Annotated in this window: 15 protein-coding genes and 2 riboswitches; of the genes, 7 read left to right on the top strand and 8 right to left on the bottom strand. The window is 67.1% G+C overall.

The features are described from left to right. Positions 1 to 4: 4 nt before the first annotated feature. From MHEC_RS11710 to gcvP, 7 genes are all read left to right on the top strand, one after another. Entirely contained in the window at positions 5 to 862 is an 858-nt protein-coding gene (locus tag MHEC_RS11710) for a DUF881 domain-containing protein (RefSeq protein ID WP_048892496.1), read from the top strand. Between the two features lie 26 nt (positions 863 to 888). Then, positions 889 to 1,287, top strand: coding sequence for a glycine cleavage system protein GcvH (gcvH, locus tag MHEC_RS11705; protein ID WP_048892495.1), 399 nt, complete (start codon positions 889 to 891; stop codon positions 1,285 to 1,287). Between the two features lie 210 nt (positions 1,288 to 1,497). After that, positions 1,498 to 1,971 carry a glycogen accumulation regulator GarA gene (gene garA, locus MHEC_RS11700; protein WP_048892528.1) on the top strand — a complete coding sequence of 158 codons (474 nt, stop codon included), beginning with the start codon at positions 1,498 to 1,500 and terminating at the stop codon, positions 1,969 to 1,971. Continuing rightward, on the top strand, positions 1,968 to 2,702 hold the full coding sequence (gene ftsR / locus MHEC_RS11695) for a transcriptional regulator FtsR (RefSeq protein ID WP_048892494.1): 735 nt from the start codon (positions 1,968 to 1,970) through the stop codon (positions 2,700 to 2,702). Before garA ends, ftsR begins: the two co-directional genes overlap by 4 nt. 110 nt (positions 2,703 to 2,812) lie before the next feature. Next, a complete protein-coding gene (locus MHEC_RS11690) occupies positions 2,813 to 3,307 on the top strand; it encodes a bifunctional nuclease family protein (RefSeq protein ID WP_003921798.1) in 495 nt (164 codons plus the stop codon). A gap of 382 nt (positions 3,308 to 3,689) precedes the next feature. After that, entirely contained in the window at positions 3,690 to 4,334 is a 645-nt protein-coding gene (locus tag MHEC_RS11685) for a MerR family transcriptional regulator (protein ID WP_048892493.1), read from the top strand. 104 nt (positions 4,335 to 4,438) lie between these two features. Continuing rightward, a riboswitch (glycine riboswitch) is annotated at positions 4,439 to 4,536 on the top strand. Continuing rightward, positions 4,537 to 4,641, top strand: a riboswitch (glycine riboswitch). It begins immediately after the preceding riboswitch. A 39-nt stretch (positions 4,642 to 4,680) separates the two neighbouring features. Continuing rightward, the gene (gene gcvP / locus MHEC_RS11680; protein WP_099868983.1) at positions 4,681 to 7,512 is read left to right on the top strand and encodes an aminomethyl-transferring glycine dehydrogenase; all 2,832 of its coding nucleotides are present in this window, start codon (positions 4,681 to 4,683) and stop codon (positions 7,510 to 7,512) included. A gap of 11 nt (positions 7,513 to 7,523) precedes the next feature. Here gcvP and MHEC_RS11675 read toward each other — a convergent pair whose 3' ends face one another. The 8 genes from MHEC_RS11675 to gndA form a co-directional block, all read right to left on the bottom strand. Beyond that, the gene (locus MHEC_RS11675) at positions 7,524 to 8,396 is read right to left on the bottom strand and encodes a haloalkane dehalogenase (RefSeq protein ID WP_048892491.1); all 873 of its coding nucleotides are present in this window, start codon (positions 8,394 to 8,396) and stop codon (positions 7,524 to 7,526) included. A 211-nt stretch (positions 8,397 to 8,607) separates the two neighbouring features. Then, positions 8,608 to 10,680, bottom strand: a complete 2,073-nt coding sequence (locus MHEC_RS11670) for a substrate-binding domain-containing protein (protein WP_048892490.1) — start codon at positions 10,678 to 10,680, stop codon at positions 8,608 to 8,610. A 96-nt stretch (positions 10,681 to 10,776) separates the two neighbouring features. Next, positions 10,777 to 12,975, bottom strand: a complete 2,199-nt coding sequence (locus MHEC_RS11665; protein ID WP_048892489.1) for a malate synthase G — start codon at positions 12,973 to 12,975, stop codon at positions 10,777 to 10,779. A gap of 31 nt (positions 12,976 to 13,006) precedes the next feature. Beyond that, on the bottom strand, positions 13,007 to 13,912 hold the full coding sequence (locus MHEC_RS11660; protein ID WP_048892527.1) for a hypothetical protein: 906 nt from the start codon (positions 13,910 to 13,912) through the stop codon (positions 13,007 to 13,009). Continuing rightward, on the bottom strand, positions 13,905 to 14,969 hold the full coding sequence (locus MHEC_RS11655) for a hemolysin family protein (RefSeq protein WP_048892488.1): 1,065 nt from the start codon (positions 14,967 to 14,969) through the stop codon (positions 13,905 to 13,907). Before MHEC_RS11655 ends, MHEC_RS11660 begins: the two co-directional genes overlap by 8 nt. Continuing rightward, complete coding sequence (locus tag MHEC_RS11650; protein WP_048892487.1) at positions 14,969 to 16,336, bottom strand: hemolysin family protein; 1,368 nt, start codon at positions 16,334 to 16,336, stop codon at positions 14,969 to 14,971. The genes MHEC_RS11655 and MHEC_RS11650 overlap by 1 nt, the downstream gene beginning before the upstream one ends. Before the next feature lie 172 nt (positions 16,337 to 16,508). Beyond that, entirely contained in the window at positions 16,509 to 17,945 is a 1,437-nt protein-coding gene (locus tag MHEC_RS11645) for a GuaB1 family IMP dehydrogenase-related protein (RefSeq protein ID WP_048892486.1), read from the bottom strand. Positions 17,946 to 17,970: 25 nt separating this feature from the next. Then, on the bottom strand, positions 17,971 to 19,428 hold the full coding sequence (gndA, locus tag MHEC_RS11640) for an NADP-dependent phosphogluconate dehydrogenase (RefSeq protein ID WP_048892485.1): 1,458 nt from the start codon (positions 19,426 to 19,428) through the stop codon (positions 17,971 to 17,973). Between the last annotated feature and the right edge of the window lie 103 nt (positions 19,429 to 19,531).

The raw sequence follows: 19,531 nt of genomic DNA, 5'->3' as shown, positions 1-19,531 counted from the left end.
AGCGATGACTGACCAACCGGCAGCACGTGGCGGCGGCAACGCCGAGCAACACCACGACTCCCAGGCTGAGGCAGCCGCGCTGCACGGACGCCACGAATTGCCGCCGGACTACCCACGGCCCAAGCTCGGGTGGCTGCGGCGATCCGACCTTGGCGGCGTATTGCGCCGGGGCCGTTCACAGTTGGTATTCGGCGGGTTGGCGATCCTGCTGTGCTTTGTGTTGGGCGTGGCGATCGTCACCCAGGTTCGCCAGAACGAGTCCGGTGATTCGCTGGAAACCGCCCGCCCTGCCGATCTGCTGGTGCTGCTGGACTCGCTGCGCCGGCGTGAGGCCACGCTGAACACCGAAGTCACCGACTTGCAGCAGACATTGAGCTCGTTACAGGCATCGGGCAGTAGCAACCAGGCCGCCATCGACAACGCCCGGGCCAGGCTCGCGGCACTGTCCATTCTGGCGGGTACCGTCGGTGCCACCGGCCCCGGCGTGAGCGTCAGAATCGACGACCCGGGTCCGGGTGTCGCGCCGGAGGCGATGCTCGATGTGATCAACGAGCTGCGAGCCGCCGGCGCCGAGGCCATCGAGATCAACGACGCGCACCAGGCGCTGCGTGTCGGTGTCGACACCTGGATACTCGGCGCTCCCGGCGCGCTGGCCATCGACGGGAAAACCCTGTCTCCGCCGTATTCGGTTCTGGCCGTTGGTGATCCACCAACGCTGGCGGCAGCGATGAATATCCCCGGTGGTGCGGTAGACAGCATCAAACGCGTGGGCGGCCGAATGTCGGTGCAACAGTCGGATCGCATCGACGTCACCGCCTTGCGACAACCAAAACCACGCCAATACGCTCAGGCAGTCAAATAAGTTACGCCGACTAGAACAGGACCACCGTGACCGAAATCCCGCCCGATCTGCACTACACCGCTGAGCACGAATGGGTACGTCGCACCGGGGAAACTACCGTGCGGGTGGGGATTACCGACTTCGCGCAGTCATCGCTCGGCGACGTCGTCTTCGTGCAGTTGCCCGAGGTCGGCACCGACGTAACCGCGGGCGAATCCTTCGGTGAGGTGGAATCCACCAAGTCGGTTTCGGACCTCTATGCACCCGTCTCAGCGAAAGTGATTGCCGTCAACAAAGATCTGGAATCCAGCCCGCAACTGGTGAACTCCGACCCGTACGGTGCGGGTTGGTTGCTCGACCTTGAGGTCGACGGGAGCGAGACCCTCGAACAGGGATTCGCCGCGCTGCTCGACGCCGACGCCTACCGCGGGACGCTGACCGAATGACGATTGTTAAGGTCCCCTTCGCTCACCGTGGCGACCGCACGCATGGGGCAGTCCCCGGGCTGCAGCCGGACATCGGGTCCGGTGATCCTGCAGTGGTTGGCACATCGGGCACCGGTGCGCGGTACGGTCGAGACAACGAGGGAAAAGCGGCCGAAGACCGGACCCGCGGGCCGGTCAGACAACGCTACAGCGGCCAGTGAGGAGCAGCCGGTGACGGAGAAGGAAAACGACCAGAACTCTGATGAAGTCACCGTGGAGACGACATCGGTCTTCCGCTCGGACTTCCTCAACGAACTGGAGGCACCCGCCGAGGCCGGCGCCGACGCCGCGGTTTCCGGGGTCGAGGGGCTGCCCGCTGGCTCGGCGCTGCTGGTCGTCAAGCGGGGCCCGAACGCAGGATCCCGGTTCCTGCTGGATCAACCGACCACGTCGGCGGGCCGGCATCCCGACAGCGACATCTTCCTCGACGATGTCACCGTAAGTCGCCGCCACGCCGAATTCCGGCTGGAAGGTGACGAGTTCCATGTCGTCGACGTCGGCAGCCTCAACGGCACGTATGTCAATCGCGAGCCGGTCGACTCGGCCGTGCTGGCAAACGGCGACGAAGTCCAGATCGGGAAGTTTCGCTTGGTGTTTTTGACCGGTCCCAAGCCCAGCCAGGATGGGGGATCCGCTAGCCCGTGACCGCGCCTGACACGCCCGCGCTGACCGGGATGTCGATCGGAGCGGTGCTGGAGCTGCTGCGGCCGGAGTTCCCGGATATCACGATCTCCAAGATTCGGTTTCTGGAGGCCGAGGGGTTAGTCACGCCGCAGCGCGCCGCGTCGGGATATCGGCGGTTCACCGCCTACGATTGCGCCCGGCTGCGCTTCATCCTCACCGCCCAGCGGGACCATTACCTGCCCCTGAAGGTGATCAAGGCGCAGCTGGATGCCCTGCCCGATGGTGAGCTGCCGCCTTCCGGATCGCCCTACGGTGTACCGCGATTGGTGTCAATCACAGGCACCGCGGCGACGGAAGACACCGCGTCGGTGGCCCCGACTCAAATCCGGCTCAGCCGGGAAGACCTGCTGGAACGCTCAGGGGTCGACGGCGAATTGCTGGCCGCGCTGATCAAGGCGGGCGTGATCACCACCGCGCCGGGCGGTTTTTTCGACGAGCACGCGGTCGTCATTTTGCAGTGCGCGCGGGCGCTGGCCGACTACGGCGTCGAGCCGCGGCACTTGCGGGCATTCCGCTCGGCGGCTGACCGGCAGTCCGACCTCATCGCTCAGATCGCCGGGCCAGTGGTCAAGGCCGGCAAGGCCGGTGCACGCGACCGCGCCGACGACTTGGCACGTGAGGTGGCGACGCTGGCGATCACCTTGCACACCGCGCTGATCAAGTCGGCCGTACGCGACGTTCTTCGCCGCTGAGGATTAGACTTCGTTCGAGAGCTTGGTGTTCGGCGGGCTGAGTCTCGTAGTCCCATGACGCCACGCCAGGTCGAGTCGGACATGACGGCACGTGCGGAGGGCAGACACACATGGGTGAAGTTCGCGTGGTCGGCATTCGCGTCGAGCAGCCGCAGAACCAGCCGGTGCTGTTGCTGCGCGAAGCAAACGGTGACCGGTATCTGCCGATCTGGATCGGCCAGTCAGAGGCCGCGGCCATCGCCCTGGAGCAGCAGGGTGTCGAGCCGCCCCGTCCGCTGACACATGACTTGATCCGCGATGTGATTGCCGCCCTTGGCCATACCCTCAAAGAGGTGAGGATCGTCGACTTGCAGGAGGGAACCTTCTACGCTGACCTGATCTTCGACCGCAACATCAGAGTGTCGGCGCGGCCGTCGGACTCGGTGGCCATCGCGCTGCGGGTCGGCGTGCCGATTTACGTCGAGGAGGCCGTGCTCGCCGAGGCGGGTTTGCTGATTCCGGACGAGAGCGACGAGGAACCCACCAGCGCGGTGCGTGAGGACGAAGTGGAGAAGTTCAAGGAATTCCTCGACAGTGTGTCCCCCGACGACTTCAAGGCCACCTAGTCCGGTGACGATGCGGCCCGCGAAGCGGGCTGAGGAGGAGCCGGACCATCCAACCCCGTCCGGTGACGATGCGGCCCGCGAAGCGGGCTGAGGAGGAGCCGGACCATCCAACCCCGTCCGGTGACGATGCGGCCCGCGAAGCGGCACGGCGGACGGCGCGTTGAGCGCCGTCCGCTATGTTACGGATGCGTCTCATGTGTGACTTGGACCTCGACACGCCCCCCGGATAGCATCACGCGACCCCGATCCCGGCCATACTTTGATGGCGGCTTGATCGTGACGAGGAGCACGACGGCTTGTCCAAAAGCGTATGCTCTCAAGCACTCGGGCCTGAGCAAGCGCGGCTGCAGGGCAGTCAGTGACATCGGCGAGAGGAAGCATCGTGGGCGACCAACCACGTCAAGATCAGCTAGACCTTGAGTCCGGGTCCGTCGCGGGTGAGGGTGATGCCCCCAAGCCGGATCCCGCCGTTTCCGCCCCGAGCGAACCCGTGCAAGCCGGCTTGTTCCCGGACGATTCGGTGCCCGACGAGCTCGTCGGCTACCGCGGCCCCAGCGCCTGCCAGATCGCCGGCATCACCTACCGCCAACTGGACTACTGGGCGCGCACCTCGCTGGTGGTGCCGTCGATCCGCAGCGCGGCCGGCTCCGGCAGCCAGCGGCTGTATTCGTTCAAAGACATCCTGGTCCTCAAGATCGTCAAGCGGCTGCTCGATACCGGTATCTCGCTGCACAACATCCGGGTTGCGGTCGACCATCTGCGCCAACGCGGTGTGCAGGACCTGGCCAACATCACGCTGTTCTCCGATGGCACGACGGTCTACGAGTGCACCTCCGCCGAGGAGGTGGTCGACCTGTTGCAGGGCGGGCAGGGCGTGTTCGGCATCGCGGTCTCGGGTGCGATGCGGGAGCTGACCGGCGTGATCGCCGACTTCCCCGGCGAACGCGCCGACGGTGGCGAGTCGATCGCCGCACCGGAGGACGAGCTGGCCTCGCGGCGCAAGCACCGCGACCGCAAGATCGGCTGACGGCTTTCGCGCGCTGGCGCAATTGTGCGTGTCACGCGGCGTGTCGGCGGCATCGACACCCGCTCGCCATCAGGCAGAGCCGCTCGGTACAATCAGCCGCGCATCGACTCGGCGCGGGAGAGTTCCGTGACCGCCAGCCACGGACGCCGAAGGAGCAACACCTCTCCGCCAACCTCTCAGGCACCCGGACCGCGTTAAGACACGATGCCTCTGGAAAGCGGTGACACCGGTCACCCGCCGATGGGGAAAGGCGGTCAGCGCTGAATCTCTCAGGCGCCCGCGAACGGGTGAAGACAGAGGGGGAGGGCCAAGGATGGTCCCTCTGCCGATGCCAGGAGTTTCGCCCGTGTCCCAGTTGTCATCGTTCGCCGATCGTCACATCGGCCCAGACAGTGCCGCGATCGCGGCCATGCTCGCCGTCATCGGCGTCGACTCGCTCGACGAGCTGGCCGCCCGGGCGGTGCCCGCAGGCATCCTCGACCCGCCAACCGCCGACGGCTCGGCCCCCGGGCTGGACAAGCTGCCGCCCGCGGTCAGCGAAGACGAGGCGCTGGCTGAGCTGCGGGCACTGGCCGCCGCCAACACGGTCGCAGTGTCAATGATCGGGCAGGGCTACTACGACACGTTCACCCCGGCGGTGCTGCGCCGCAACATCCTGGAAAACCCGGCCTGGTACACCGCCTACACGCCGTATCAGCCCGAGATCAGCCAGGGTCGGCTGGAAGCGCTGCTGAATTTCCAGACCATGGTCGCTGATCTCACTGGCCTCGAGGTCGCGAACGCATCGCTGCTCGACGAAGGCACCGCCGCCGCCGAGGCAATGACCCTGATGTACCGCGTGGCACGTGGTAAAGGGGCTGGCCGGCTGGTGGTTGATGTCGACCTGTTCACCCAGACCGCCGCCATCCTCGCCGCCCGCGCCCAGCCGCTGGGCATCGAGATCGTCACCACCGACCTGCGTGACGGCCTGCCCCCCGGCGAGTTGTTCGGCGTCATCACCCAACTGCCGGGGGCCAGCGGACGCATCACCGACTGGAGCACGGTGGTGGCGCAGGCCCACGAACGCGGCGCGCTGGCCGCCGTCGGCGCCGATCTGCTGGCGTTGACGCTGATCACTCCGCCCGGGGAGTTCGGCGCCGACGTCGCATTCGGCACCACCCAAAGATTCGGTGTGCCAATGGGATTCGGTGGCCCCCACGCGGGCTACTTGTCGGTGCACGCCAAGCACGCCCGCCAGATGCCAGGCCGGCTGGTCGGGGTATCCGTCGACAGCGACGGCGCGCCGGCGTATCGCTTGGCGCTGCAAACTCGCGAGCAACACATCCGTCGTGACAAGGCCACCAGCAACATCTGCACCGCGCAGGTGCTGCTGGCGGTGATCGCCGCGATGTACGCGAGCTATCACGGCGCCGACGGGCTGACCGCGATCGCCCGCCGCGTGCACCGTTATGCCGAACAGATCGCGGCCGCGCTGGGCGACGCGTTGGTGCACGACACGTTCTTCGACACCGTGCTGGCGCGGGTGCCGGGCCGGGTCGATGAGGTGATCGGCGCGGCAAAGGCCAACGGCATCAACCTGTGGCGGTTCGATGACGACCACGTCTCGGTGTCGTGCGACGAGGCCACTACCGATGCCCATGTGGCCGCCGTGCTGCAGGCCTTTGGGGTATCCCCGGCTGAGCCACGCTTCATCGATATCGAGACGCGCACGTCGGCGTTTCTGACACATCCGGCGTTCACCAGTTACCGCACCGAGACATCGATGATGCGCTACCTGCGCACACTGGCCGACCGCGATGTGGCGTTGGACCGCAGCATGATTCCGCTGGGCTCGTGCACGATGAAGCTCAATGCCGCCGCCGAGATGGAGCCGATCACCTGGCCGGAGTTCGCGCGGCTGCATCCCTTCGCGCCCCCCGCCGACGCCGCCGGGCTTCGCGCGCTAATCCACCAGCTGGAAACCTGGCTGGTCCACATGACCGGCTACGACGCGGTGTCGCTGCAACCCAACGCGGGTTCGCAGGGCGAGTACGCGGGGCTGCTGGCCATCCGCGACTACCACACCAGCCGTGGCGAACCCCACCGCGACGTGTGCCTGATCCCGTCCAGCGCGCACGGCACCAACGCCGCGTCGGCGGCGCTGGCCGGGATGCGGGTGGTTGTCGTGGCCTGCCGCGACAACGGCGACGTCGACCTTGACGATCTGCGCGCCAAAATCACCGAGCACGCGGATCGGCTGGCGGCGCTGATGATCACCTACCCGTCCACGCATGGCGTGTACGAGCACGACATCGCCGAGATCTGCGCGGCCGTGCACGGGGCCGGCGGCCAGGTGTACGTGGACGGCGCCAACCTCAACGCGCTGGTGGGACTGGCGCGGCCCGGTAAATTCGGCGGCGACATCAGCCACCTGAACCTGCACAAGACGTTTTGCATCCCGCACGGCGGCGGGGGGCCCGGCGTGGGGCCGATAGTGGCGCGCTCACATCTGGCCCCGTTCCTGCCCGGGCACCCGTATGCCCCGGAGCTGCCCGGCGGGCGCCCGGTAGCGTCGGCACCCTACGGGTCGGCCTCGATCCTGCCGATCACCTGGGCCTACATCCGGATGATGGGCGCCGATGGCCTGCGCCGGGCATCGCTGACCGCGATCGCGTCGGCCAACTACATCGCCCGCCGCCTCGACGAGTACTACCCGGTGCTCTACACCGGCGAGAACGGCATGGTCGCCCACGAGTGCATCCTCGATCTGCGCCCGATTACCAAGTCAACCGGCGTAACCGTCGACGATGTCGCAAAGCGCTTGGCCGACTATGGTTTTCACGCACCGACAATGAGCTTCCCGGTGGCCGGCACGCTGATGGTCGAGCCCACCGAAAGCGAAGACCTGGCCGAAATCGACGCGTTCTGCCAGGCGATGATCGCGATTCGCGCCGAAATCGACAAGGTGGCCGCGGGCCAGTGGCCGATCGACGACAATCCGCTGCGCGGCGCCCCACACACCGCCGAGTGCCTGCTGGTCTCCGACTGGACTCACCCGTATACCCGCGAGCAGGCCGCCTATCCGCTCGGTAGGACGTTCCGCCCCAAGGTGTGGCCGCCGGTGCGCCGCATCGACGGCGCCTACGGCGACCGCAACCTGGTGTGTTCCTGCCCGCCGGTGCAGGAATTTGCGCAGTAGCGATCGGCGGATCAGCCATAGCGCTCGGTGATCGCCTCGGCGATGCGATCCGGCGCGTCTTCCTGGATGAAGTGCTTGGCGTTGGGCAACTCGACGACAACGTGATCGGGGAAGGCCGCGCGCATCCGCGGCAGCGACTGGCCTGGCGGAAACGCAGGATCCTTCATCCCCCACACCAGCAGAGCAGGTTTGGAACCCAGCCGTGCGGGCACCTCGGTGGAGAGCCGCTCCAGGAGCGGACGTGCGGCCAGGATTTCTTTGGGCAACCGGGCCACACCCACCCGGTCCTGCCGGGTCGGCTGCACCCCGCGGTAGTGCGCCATCACCGCCGGGTTCAGCCGCCGCGAGGTTCCGGCCGGAATCAGCCGCTCGACAAAGAAATTCCGGTGCAAGATCGCGTGCTGCATGGGCGCGCTCGACATCACCTTGCTGAATACTTTCGGTCGCAGCCCGTCCGCCGGCCAGAACCAGGTGTTGCCCAAGATGACGCCGCGCACCCGGTCGGCGCGGGCGACGTCGACCGCCAGGCTGATCGGGCCGCCCCAGTCTTGACCCATGGTCAGGTAACCATCGAGACCGAGGTGGTCGACCAGGTCGCCAACCACGCCGGCATGCTCCTCGACGGTATATCCGAAACCGGATGGACGCTCCGACAGCCCGAAACCCAGGTAGTCCGGGGCGATGCAACGGAACTTGTCGCGCAGCGCGATGATGATGTCGCGGTACAGGAAGCTCCACGTCGGGTTGCCGTGGCAGAACACGATCGGCACACCATTGCCGCCTGTTGAGCTCTCGTCGATGTAGTGCACCCGGCCCCGGGTCGAGTCGAACCAATGCGACGTGAACGGGTACAGCGACGGATCAGGGGTGAAACCGACAGCCATTGTGCTCCTTTGGTGCCGATTGAGATGGTAAGCCGAATCGTGCTTGCGCAGTGTGGTGTTCTGCTATACGGATTTCCTTCCCGCTCTTATGATTTCCGGGCCATGATCCTGGCAGCAGGCCAGTGGTTCTGGCTGACGTTGTCGCGGGCGCTGCGCCCTCACCTCGGATCTCGGGGCGTTCACGCGCGCGGCCTTGTCGGTGCGCAACGGCTCAGCTCAAGAAGGTCGTGATCGCGGTGGCCAGGTCAGGGGACGCCGAGGTCGGCAGGTTCTGATAGCCACCGCCGCTGAGGCGGGCGACAGCCTCCCAGGTCGGCCGGTCCGGATCGGCGCCGAAGTCGATGATGTTCACCGCGATGGGCTTGGCCGGGTCGACGCTTCGGCGGATAAACTCCTGCAGCCCGGGCCCGTCAAGAGTCTGGTCGGTGTGCGGCCCCGCGGTGATCACCAGCACCGAATTCGCCTGTCCAGCATGGAAATTGGCCAGGGCATCGTTGTAGACCAGTCGCAGTGTGGTAAACGACACCGCACCGCCGGGTGTGGAATACTGCTTGTCCAGCGCGGCGGTCAGCGCCGCCGAGCGGGGCTGACCGTTCACCGGGTCGTCCAGCGGCCCGGTGGACACCTCGGTCCGACCTTCTTTGCCGTCGAACGTCCACAGCCCGACCGCCGAGGTCGGCGGCAACGCCCGGATCCGGTTGTTCAGTGCGGCGACGACGTTGGCCAACCGTGTTTTGCCGCCCTCCTCGGTGGTCATCGACTGCTCGAGCATGATGGTGGCAACCGGTCCACCCGCCGGCGTGGTCAGTGCGTTGGCCAGGGTGGCGCGCAGGGCGTCGTCGCCGACCTTCAGGGTCGATGACAGCGGCGCGAAGCTGGTGACATCGCTTTTCGGCGGTCGCACGCCCGGTACGCGGAAGCCAGCCTTGGCCAGCTCGGCCAGCTGGTCGGGCTTGTGCATGAACCGGGCGAACGCGCTGGCGGCGGTGACTTGCTCCTGCGACAGCCACGACCCGCTGAGCAACACGGTCGGATAGTCCGCGACCGCGGCCGGGCCCGGCGGCAGCCAGGAACTCAACGTGCCGGCCGCGTCGCCGGACTGTCCGCGCTGGAACAGCTGCTGCTCGGTGGTGACCACCGCGTGCACCGGCGCGCCTGCCGGGTCGCCGGGCTGGAGCAGCGCGTTCATGGCCGCGGTCAGCGAATTGTCGGCCAGCTTCGGCTGGGCGTCGACCAGCGTTCGCACCGCGCCGCTTCCCGCGGTGGCCGCGGCTCCGGGCGGCGCGGATGCGGCCGCCACCGCTTCCGCCGCCAAATACGCCGCGTCGCTGTTGCCGCTGAGCGGCAGCGCCAGCCGTAGCGATCCCCACCCGGGCAGCTGCAAACCGGTCAGGGCGTCCGGTTTGGTCTGAAGGCCCGGCAGCGACTTCCAGCTCTGGCCGGTGAGGGCGCGCTGCAACTCGGGCCGCACCGCGATCAGCACCGGCGACGTGACCAGCGAGCGGCTATCGCTGATCGTTTGCTGCCCGACCGCCGCCGCCAGCCGCGCCGCCGACACCGAGCTGCCCGGTATCCACAGCGCAGGCCGGCTGCCGAGCTCCGCCGGCCAGTTGCCGATGAACCCGTTGACGACGGCATCGGAGCTGGCGGACTTGACGCCGACCTGCATGCAGTGGTCACCGACCGGGGTGGCTGACTCGTTGTAGCGGTCCGCGAACTGCTGCACACGGTCAGCGATCGACGCGTCCGCGATGACGGCAACGGTCTCCTTGGCCCCGAGGCAGCGCGTGGCAGCGGTCTGGGAGCGGTGAGACAACGCATCGCCGAAAAACCGCCACAGGATCACCGCCGTCACCACGACCACGACCGCCACCAGGGCCGCGACCACGCCGATGCTGACGCCACGGCGTCCGCCCTCGCTGCGGTGTCCGCCGCGCCACTGGCTGCGGTGACCGCCGCCGGTGGACGGGGGTGTGGCCACCGCCGACCGGCCGGCCCGGGACGAATCCGGGTAGTCCCCGCCGGCCTCGTCGGCGTAGCTGCCGCCGGGTTCGCCGTGCTCGATCACGTCGTCGAACACGTCGTCGGTGAAATCCTCTAGGTAGTCGTCGCGCGCGGCGTCCGCATACCGCGCGAAGGGCCGCTGCGGCGGGTAGCCGACAGTATCGGGGCCACTGACAAAGTGGCGGCCCGTGTCGTCATCCGAGCCCGAGAAGTCGTCCGTCAGCTCGTCGGACGGTTCGGCGGCGGAATCCTCGGGCTCGGGCATGCTGTGCCTACCCATGCCGGTGCCTGCACCCTCTCCGTGGACCTATCATCGCGCTGGTGCCGATTCGGCGCCGAGTCTACTCATCGGTAGCTACTGCATTTGCAGCCGAAATCACCCGCCGGCCGCGTCGCCGAACCGGGCTTTGAACTCGCGACGGCGGCGGTGCAGGATCGGCTCGGTGTAACCGTTGGGTTGCGCGGTGCCGGACAAGATCAGGTCCTGGGCCGCCAGGAAGGCGATGCTGTCGTCGAAGTTCGGTGCCATCGGCCGGTAGGCCGGGTCCCCGGCGTTTTGCCGGTCGACCATCGGGGCCATGCGCTCCAGACCGGCCCGCACATCCTCGGCGGTAATCACGCCGTGGCGCAGCCAATTCGCCAGCAACTGGCTGGAGATCCGCAGGGTCGCGCGGTCCTCCATCAGGTCGATGTTGTGGATGTCAGGGACCTTCGACGAGCCGATGCCCTGGTCGATCCAACGGACCACGTAACCCAGAATCGACTGGCAGTTGTTGTCCACCTCTTCGCGGATTTCCTCAGGCGCCCAAGCTAATTCCTTGGCCCGCGGGATGGTCAGCAGCGCCTCGATCGTGGCCCGCCGCTTGCCGGCCAGCTCCTTTTGCACGGCCGCCACGTCGACCTGGTGGTAATGCAACGCATGCAGGGTCGCGGCGGTGGGTGAGGGTACCCATGCGGTGCTGGCCCCGGCGCGGGGCTGGGCGATCTTCTGCTCGACCATGTCGGCCATCAGCTCGGTCATCGTCCACATGCCCTTGCCGATCTGGGCCCGGCCGGCGAAACCGGTGGCCAGGCCGACATCGACGTTGTTGTCCTCGTAGGCCAGGATCCACGGCTGGGTCTTCATGGCACCTTTGCGCACCATCGGACCGGCCTCCATCGAGGTGTGGATCTCGTCGCCGGTGCGGTCCAGGAAACCAGTGTTGATGAACACGATCCGGTCGGCGGCGGCCTTGATGCAGGCCTTGAGGTTGACGGTGGTGCGCCGCTCCTCGTCCATGACCCCGACCTTCAGGGTCTTCTGCGGCAGCCCGAGCACGTCTTCGACCCGGCTGAACAGCTCGGTGGTGAAGGCAACCTCGTCCGGCCCGTGCATCTTCGGCTTGACGATGTAAATCGAGCCGGTGCGGCTGTTGACGAGCGGCCCGTTGACGTCGGAGGACTTCAGCCCGTGAATGGCGCACAGACCGGTGAACAGCGCGTCCTGGATGCCCTCGAACACCTCGTTGCCGTCGGCGTCGACGATGGCGTCGTTGGTCATCAGGTGACCGACGTTGCGGACGAACAGCAACGCGCGCCCGGGCAGCACCAGCTCACCGCCGTCCGGGGTGGTGTAGCGGCGGTCCTGGTTGAGCACCCGGGTGAAGGTCCGGCCGTCCTTGTTGACCTCGGCTGACAGGTCGCCTTTGTTCAGGCCGAGCCAGTTGCGGTATGCGCGGGTTTTGTCCTCGGCGTCGACGGCGGCGACCGCGTCTTCGAAATCGATGATCGTAGTGACCGCCGATTCCAGGATCACGTCTTTGATGCCGGCCCGGTCGGTCTTGCCGACGGGCGACTCCGGGTCGATCACAATGTCGATGTGCAACCCGTGGTTGACCAGTAGCACCGAGTCCGGCGCCGCGGCATCACCGGTGTAGCCGGCGAACTGGGCCGGGTCGGCCAGCGTGGTGTGCAGCCCGTCGGCCAGCGTGGCGACGAGCTGGCCGCCATCGACGGCCAGGCGGGTCAGTTCTGACCAGGATCCGTTGCCCAGCGGCACTGCGCCATCGAGGAACCTGCGTGCATAGGCGATCACCTTGTCACCACGAATTCTGTTGTAGCCAGGCCCTTTTTCGGCGCCGTCGGTTTCAGGGATGACATCAGTGCCGTAGAGCGCGTCATACAGCGAGCCCCAGCGGGCGTTGGCGGCATTAAGCGCGAACCGGGCATTGGTGACCGGCACCACCAGCTGCGGCCCCGCCGTGGTGGCGATTTCGGGGTCGACGTTGGCGGTGGTGATGGTGAAGTCGTCGGGTTCGGGCAGCAGATAACCGATTTCGGTGAGGAACTGCCGGTACGCATCCGGGTCGTGCGGATCGATGACGCGGTGCCGGTGCCACTTGTCGATTTGGGCCTGCAGTTCGTCGCGGCGGTCGAGCAGCTCCTGGTTCTGCCGGGAAAGATCGGTGACCACCTTGTCGACGCCCGCCCAAAAACTGTCCGGATCGATGTCGGTGCCCGGCAGCGCCTCGGTGTTGACGAAGTCGAACAGCACCTTCGCGACTCGCAGATTCCCTACCGGCACACGCTCGATCATCAAGTTCCTCCTCACTGGCAACTAGCTCAGCCTACCGGCAGGCAGCGTCACTGCCCCGGTTGGCGACCCGCAACAGCAGGTCACAATGGGCTAACAGCGCGCCGCGCAGTGGTGCCGCGCGTTGCGCGATCGCCCGCTGGCAACGCACATACTCGGCGCGGCCGGCGCCGTGTTCGATGGCGATCGGCGGGTATCCGTAGCCGGTGAGATCATACGGGCTGGCTCGCATGTCGACTTCGCGGGCGGCGGCGGCCAGCTCCAGGCAGTCAAGCAGCAACCCGGAGTCGACTAGCGGGCCCAACTTGTAGCACCACTTGTAGAGATCCATCGTGCTGTGCAGGCACCCCGGTTGCTCGCTGGCTGGCTGCGTGCCGCGACTGAGCTGCGCGGCGTTACGCGGCCGCGCTGCTTCGGTGAAGAAGCGGAACGCATCAAAATGTGTGCAGCGCAACGGCATTGACTCAACGACCGCGTCGATGGCCGCGCTGGACAGGCGCAGCGGCACACGGTCGTGGCGCACCGTGTTGCTGCGATACACCATGGCCCATTCGTGCAGCCCGAAGCAGTTCAGCTGAGCCGGCCGCTGCGCGGTCGCAGCCAGCAGCTGGGCAACGAATCTGACAAGGTCCATCCGGCTGCGCAGATAGGCGTGGCTGACGGTGACGCCGTCGCCGACCACGGTGTAGCCGCGGCGGCCCCGGTAGCGGCGCAGCGCCTCCGGGCCGGTGAGCTGCACGCCAAAGCCGGGATGCCAGCACCGCAGCCGGCCGGGCCGCAGGGTGTAGTAGCTGAACAAAAAATCCCACACCGGATGCGACTCGCCGGCCCGGCGGCGCTTGACGTGCGGGGCCAAGAATTCGTCGAGCCGGCGACGGTAAGCGTCGGCCCGTGCGGTCCATTCCGCCGCGGTGAGGGTCGTGGCCGGTTCCTCAGACACGGTGCGTTCCGTCACGAACCGTGCCGAGCAGGTCGTCAACCAGGTCTTCCAGCGCAACCATCGCGACGACGTCCCGGCCGTCGGACGTCGCCAGCGCCAGATGGCTTTTGCTGCGCCGCAAGCGTGACAGCGCCTCCGGCAGCGGCATTGACGCCGGCACCTGCGGCAGCGGGCGCACCACGGCCAGGTCGATCACCGCCTGTGGGTCTTGCAGGTCCGGCGGGCCCAGCGACAGCACGTCCTTGATGTGCAGATACCCGATGAACCTGCCACCAAGATCCACCACCGGGAACCGGGAGTAGCCAGTGTCGGCCACCGCCTCTTCGACCGCGCCGACCGTCGGTCCCGTGCCCGCCCGGGCTACCCGCACCGCGCGAACATGATGGACCGGAACGGCGACGTCGGCAACGACGCGATTGCGGATCTGCAGCGCCCGGGTGAGCCGGGTATGTTCGTCACGGTCCAGTAACCCCTCCGACACCGATTCGGCGATCATCTCGCTGAGCTCAACCGTGGACACGGTGACGTCGAGTTCATCTCTCGGCTGCACCCGCAGCAGTCGCAGTATCGCGTTGGCGCTCCAGTTGTAGAACGCAATCAACGGGCGCACCGTCCGCACATAGAGCAGGTACGGCGGAATCAGCAACATCGCCGCCTTCTCCGGGCCGGCGATCGCGATGTTCTTGGGCACCATCTCGCCGAGCAATACGTGCAGCGTCACCACCGCGGCCAGCGCGACCACAAACGACACGGTGTGCAGCAGCGCACCCGATGCATGCAGCAGCGTCAACGGTGTGCGCAACAGATCGGCGACCGCGGGTTCGCCGATGCGGCCCAGCAGAATTGAAGACACCGTGATGCCGAATTGGGCGCCGGCGAACATCAGCGGCAATCGCTCTCCAGCGCGAATCACCGTGGCCGCACGTGCTTTTCCCTGCTCGGCGAGGGCCTCTAGCCGGTCGCGTCGCACCGAGATCAGCGAGAATTCGGCACCGACGAAAAACGCGTTGGCGCTGACCAGCAGCATGGTCAGCAGCACGTCGAGCAGGTCGCGCATCAGCGCCCTCGTTGGCCGTGACCATCGCCGCGACGGCCCAGTTCGGTCAGTTCGAGCAGGTCGATGCGTCGGCCGTCCATCCGGACCACCTTTGCCTGCCAGCGAACCGAGTTGTCCGATGGGCCATCGGGTTCGAACGCGGTCAGTTCGACCGTTTCACCGGCCACGGGTATGTGGCCGAGCTCGTGGAGCACCAACCCGCCGATCGTCTCGTATTCGCCCTCGGGTGCGCGATAACCGGTGGCCGTGGCTACCTCGTCGATGCGCAGCAGGCCCGACACCCGCCACCCGTTGCCGGCCGCGACCACATCCGGGGTGGCGTCGTCGTGCTCGTCGCGCACATCGCCGACGATCTCCTCGATCAGATCCTCCACGGTGACCATCCCGGCGGTGCCGCCGTACTCATCGACGACCAGCGCGGTCTGCAGGCCGCTCGCCCGGATCTGGGCCATCACCGCGTCGCCGTCCAGGGTCGAGGGCACCACCGCGACCGGCTGCGCGACCGCGGTCAGCTTGGTGTGTGCACGAGCCGCGGGCGCGACCTGGAACACCTGTTTGACGTGCACGATGCCGACGGTCTCGTCGAGGTCGCCGTCGACGATCGGGAACCGCGAGAACCCGGTCTCGGTGGCGGCGGCCACCAGGTCGGCGACGGTGTCGTCGGTCTGCAACGCCACGATCTTCGACCGCGGCGTCATCAGCTCTTCCGCGGTCAGCGTGCCGAACTGCAGCGAGCGGCTGACCAACGCCGCGGTGCCGGGGTCCAGCGACCCGCTGCGCGCCGAGGTGCGCACCAGCGAAACCAACTCCCGCGGCGAGCGGGCCGACCGTAGCCGCTGGGCCGGTTGAATGCCCAGTTTGCGCAGGACCCAGTTCGCGGTGTTGTTCGTCAGCCGGATGACGGGTTTGAACGCCAGCGAAAACAGCAGCTGCGGGCCTGCGACTGCGCGCGCGGTGGGCAGCGGGCGCGCGATCGCGAGGTACTTGGGCACCAGCTCGCCGAACACCATTGACAGCGAGGTGACGAACACCAGCGCAACGAAGGCGGTGAGGGCGTCGGCGAGGCGGTCCGGCATGCCGATCGCATCCAGCTCCGGGTGCGGCAACTCGGCCACCAGCGGCTCGGTGAGGTAGCCGGTGATCAGCGTGGTGATCGAGATACCCAATTGAGCACCGGACAGTTGAAAGGACAGCGTCCGGTGTGCGCGCTGCACAAAGTGGTCACGCCGGGCCCCGCGGCGCGCGTTGGCGTCGACGGTGCTGCGCTCCAGGGTGGTCAGCGAGAACTCGGCCGCCACGAACATTGCGGTACCGGCGGTGAGCGCCGCGATCGCCAGCAGGCTCAGCAGGGTAACGGCGGCGCTCATCGACGGGCCCGCCGCACACCCCGAGCAGACGCAGGTCTGCTCGCGGTAAGGACGCGCAGCCGCGCGGCCCGACGGCCGGGGTCTCGACGGGTGCCTGCGGCACGTCGTCCCTTTCCCTCGATGCGGCACGGGTGAAGTTACACATGGTAGCGAAAACCACTGCCGATACCGCTCACCAGCCGAATGGCAGCGGATGGCCCTCGGCGAAGCCCGCCGGCGACTGCACCCCGATCACCGCCCGCTCGTGCAGTTCGATCAGGTTCGACGCCCCAACGTAGGTGCAGGTGCTGCGCACCCCGGAGGTGATGTGGTCGATGAGGTCCTCCACCCCGCCCCGGTCGGGATCCAGCCCCATCCGCGACGTCGAAATGCCTTCCTCGAACAACGCTTTGCGGGCACGGTCGAACGCGCTCTCGCCGGCGGTGCGGGCCACCACCGCTCGCTTGGACGCCATGCCGTAACTCTCCTTGTAGGGTCGATCGTCACGGTCGCGCATCAGATCGCCCGGCGATTCGTAGGTGCCGGCGAACCACGAGCCGATCATCACGTTCGACGCCCCGGCCGCCAGCGCAAGCGCCACATCCCTCGGGTGGCGAACCCCGCCATCAGCCCACACATGGCGACCAAGTTTCCTTGCTTCACAAGCACATTCGATGACAGCAGAAAACTGCGGACGGCCGACACCGGTCATCATCCGGGTGGTGCACATCGCGCCGGGGCCGACGCCGACCTTGACGATGTCCGCGCCGGCGCTGATCAGGTCCCGAGTGCCGTCAGCAGACACCACGTTGCCCGCCACTAGCGGCACCCCCAGCTGCAGCGACGACACCACCTTGATGGCGTCCAGCGCCTTGACCTGATGTCCGTGCGCGGTGTCGATGACGAGAATGTCGACACCGGCGTCAACCAGGGCCTGCGCCTTGGCGCCCGCGTCACCGGTGATGCCGATCGCTGCGCCGATGCGCAGCCGGCCGGCCGCATCGGTGGCCGGGGTGTAGATACCGGCGCGCAGCGCCCCGGTTCGGGTCAGCACCCCGGCCAACGTGCCGTCCTGGGACGTCAGCACCGCGACGTCGATCGGTGCGTGCTCGAGCAAATCGAACACCTTGCGCGGATCGGTGCCCACCGGGGCGGTGACAAAGTCGGTGGTGGCAACGTCACGGACCCGGGCGAAGCGGTCCACGCCGACGCACGACGCCTCGGTCACCAACCCGATCGGCCGGCCCTCGAAGACCACGACCGCGGCGCCGTGGGCGCGTTTGTGGATCAGCGCGGTGGCATCGGAAACCGAATCGTCGGGAGCCAGCATCACCGGAGTGTCCACGACGAGATCCCGGCTTTTGACGAACTGCACCGTCTGCTCCACGGCATTGATCGGAAGATCTTGCGGCAGAATGACAATGCCACCCCGGCGCGCCACCGTTTCGGCCATCCGGCGGCCCGCCACCGCGGTCATGTTGGCGACCACCACCGGGATCGTGGTGCCCGAACCGTCGCAGGTGGACAGATCGACGTCGAACCGCGACGCCACGTCGGAGCGGTTGGGCACGATGAAGACGTCGTCGTAGGTCAAGTCGTAGCCGGGTCGGTGCCCGTCTAGGAACCTCATCGATATCGATTGTCCCCCATAGGTGTTAGGCGGGTACCTCGCTGCGGTCACCGCTCCACAGCGTGTGGAACTTCCCCGGGGCGTCGATGCGGGCATAGGTATGCGCGCCGAAGAAGTCGCGTTGAGCCTGGGTGAGTGCCGCCGGCAGCCGCTCGGTGCGCAGCGCGTCGTAGTACGACAGTGCCGAGGAAAACCCGGGGATCGGGATACCCAGTTGGGTGGCGGTGCACACCACGCGGCGCCAACTGTCGATCGCCGATTCGACGGCGCCCCGGAAATACGGCGCGACGAGCAGGCTGGCCAGGTTGGGGTCGGCGTCGAAGGCCTCCTTGATCCGGTTGAGGAACTTCGCCCGGATGATGCAGCCGCCGCGCCAGATGGTGGCCAGGTCGCCCAGATTGATGTCCCAGCCGTATTCGGCGCTACCGGCCTGGATCTGATTGAAGCCTTGCGAGTACGCGACGATCTTGGAGGCATACAGAGCCCGGCGGACATTCTCGGTGAAAGTGTCAGGGTCACTTGGTCTTTCGCCTAATCTGCCCGAGGCCAGCCCGGTCGTGGCTTTGCGCTGGGCCACCGAGCCCGACAGCGCGCGGGCGAACACCGCTTCAGCGATCCCGGTCACCGGCACCCCCAGGTCCAGGGCCGACTTGACGGTCCAGCGGCCGGTGCCCTTCTGTTCGGCCTCGTCGACGATGACGTCGACGAGCGGTCGGCCGGTTTTGGTGTCCATCTGGCGCAGCACGTCGGCGGTGATCTCGACGAGGTAGCTGTCGAGGTCGCCGGTGTTCCACTCGCTGAAAACATCGGCGATCTGCGGTGCGGTCATCCCCAATCCGTCGCGCAGCAGCTGGTAGGCCTCGCCGATGAGTTGCATGTCGGAGTACTCGATACCGTTATGCACCATCTTGACGAAATGCCCTGCGCCGTCAGGGCCGATGTGGGTGCAGCACGGCACCCCGTCGACGTGGGCGGAGATCTCCTCCAGCAGCGGACCCAGCGAGTGGTAGGACTCCGCCGGCCCGCCGGGCATGATGGACGGGCCGTTGAGCGCACCTTCCTCACCGCCGGAGATGCCGGCGCCCACGAAGTGCAGCCCGCGCTCGGCCATCGCCTTCTCGCGGCGGATGGTGTCGGTGTAGAGCGCGTTGCCGCCGTCGACGATAACGTCGCCGGGCTCCATCGCGTCGGCGAGTTCATTGATGACCGCGTCGGTGGCCGCACCGGCCTTGACCATGATCAGCACTCGCCGCGGCTTTTCCAGCGCGGCAAGGAATTCCGGGATCGTTTCGCTGCGCACGAAGTTGCCCTCAGCGCCGTGTTCGTGCAGCAAGGCATCGGTCCTGGCGACGGTGCGGTTGTGCAATGCCACGGTGTAGCCATGCCGGGCGAAGTTGCGGGCGAGGTTGGACCCCATCACCGCCAGGCCGGTTACTCCGATCTGTGCGGTGCCGGCAACAGCGGTGGATCGCGACGAGCTCATCGGTTTCGCCTCTCAGATTCGCGGCTTTCGTCAAGCTTCCACCGAACACTGTGGCACAGCACGATTCGGCTCTCCGGACGTATTCTTTTCCCAACCTCGAGCT

The organism is Mycobacterium heckeshornense (assembly GCF_016592155.1).
GTDB classification, from domain to species: domain Bacteria; phylum Actinomycetota; class Actinomycetes; order Mycobacteriales; family Mycobacteriaceae; genus Mycobacterium; species Mycobacterium heckeshornense.
This window is presented reverse-complemented; position numbering and strand designations above follow the sequence as displayed.

Coding starts and splice junctions, on each gene's coding strand:
- MHEC_RS11710 (WP_048892496.1), top strand. CDS start 5: ATGACTGACCAACCGGCAGCACGTGGCGGCGGCAACGCCGAGCAACAC.
- MHEC_RS11690 (WP_003921798.1), top strand. CDS start 2,813: ATGGGTGAAGTTCGCGTGGTCGGCATTCGCGTCGAGCAGCCGCAGAAC.
- MHEC_RS11675 (WP_048892491.1), bottom strand. CDS start 8,396: ATGGCTGTCGGTTTCACCCCTGATCCGTCGCTGTACCCGTTCACGTCG.
- MHEC_RS11670 (WP_048892490.1), bottom strand. CDS start 10,680: ATGGGTAGGCACAGCATGCCCGAGCCCGAGGATTCCGCCGCCGAACCG.
- MHEC_RS11665 (WP_048892489.1), bottom strand. CDS start 12,975: ATGATCGAGCGTGTGCCGGTAGGGAATCTGCGAGTCGCGAAGGTGCTG.
- MHEC_RS11655 (WP_048892488.1), bottom strand. CDS start 14,969: ATGCGCGACCTGCTCGACGTGCTGCTGACCATGCTGCTGGTCAGCGCC.
- MHEC_RS11650 (WP_048892487.1), bottom strand. CDS start 16,336: ATGAGCGCCGCCGTTACCCTGCTGAGCCTGCTGGCGATCGCGGCGCTC.
- MHEC_RS11645 (WP_048892486.1), bottom strand. CDS start 17,945: ATGAGGTTCCTAGACGGGCACCGACCCGGCTACGACTTGACCTACGAC.
- gndA (WP_048892485.1), bottom strand. CDS start 19,428: ATGAGCTCGTCGCGATCCACCGCTGTTGCCGGCACCGCACAGATCGGA.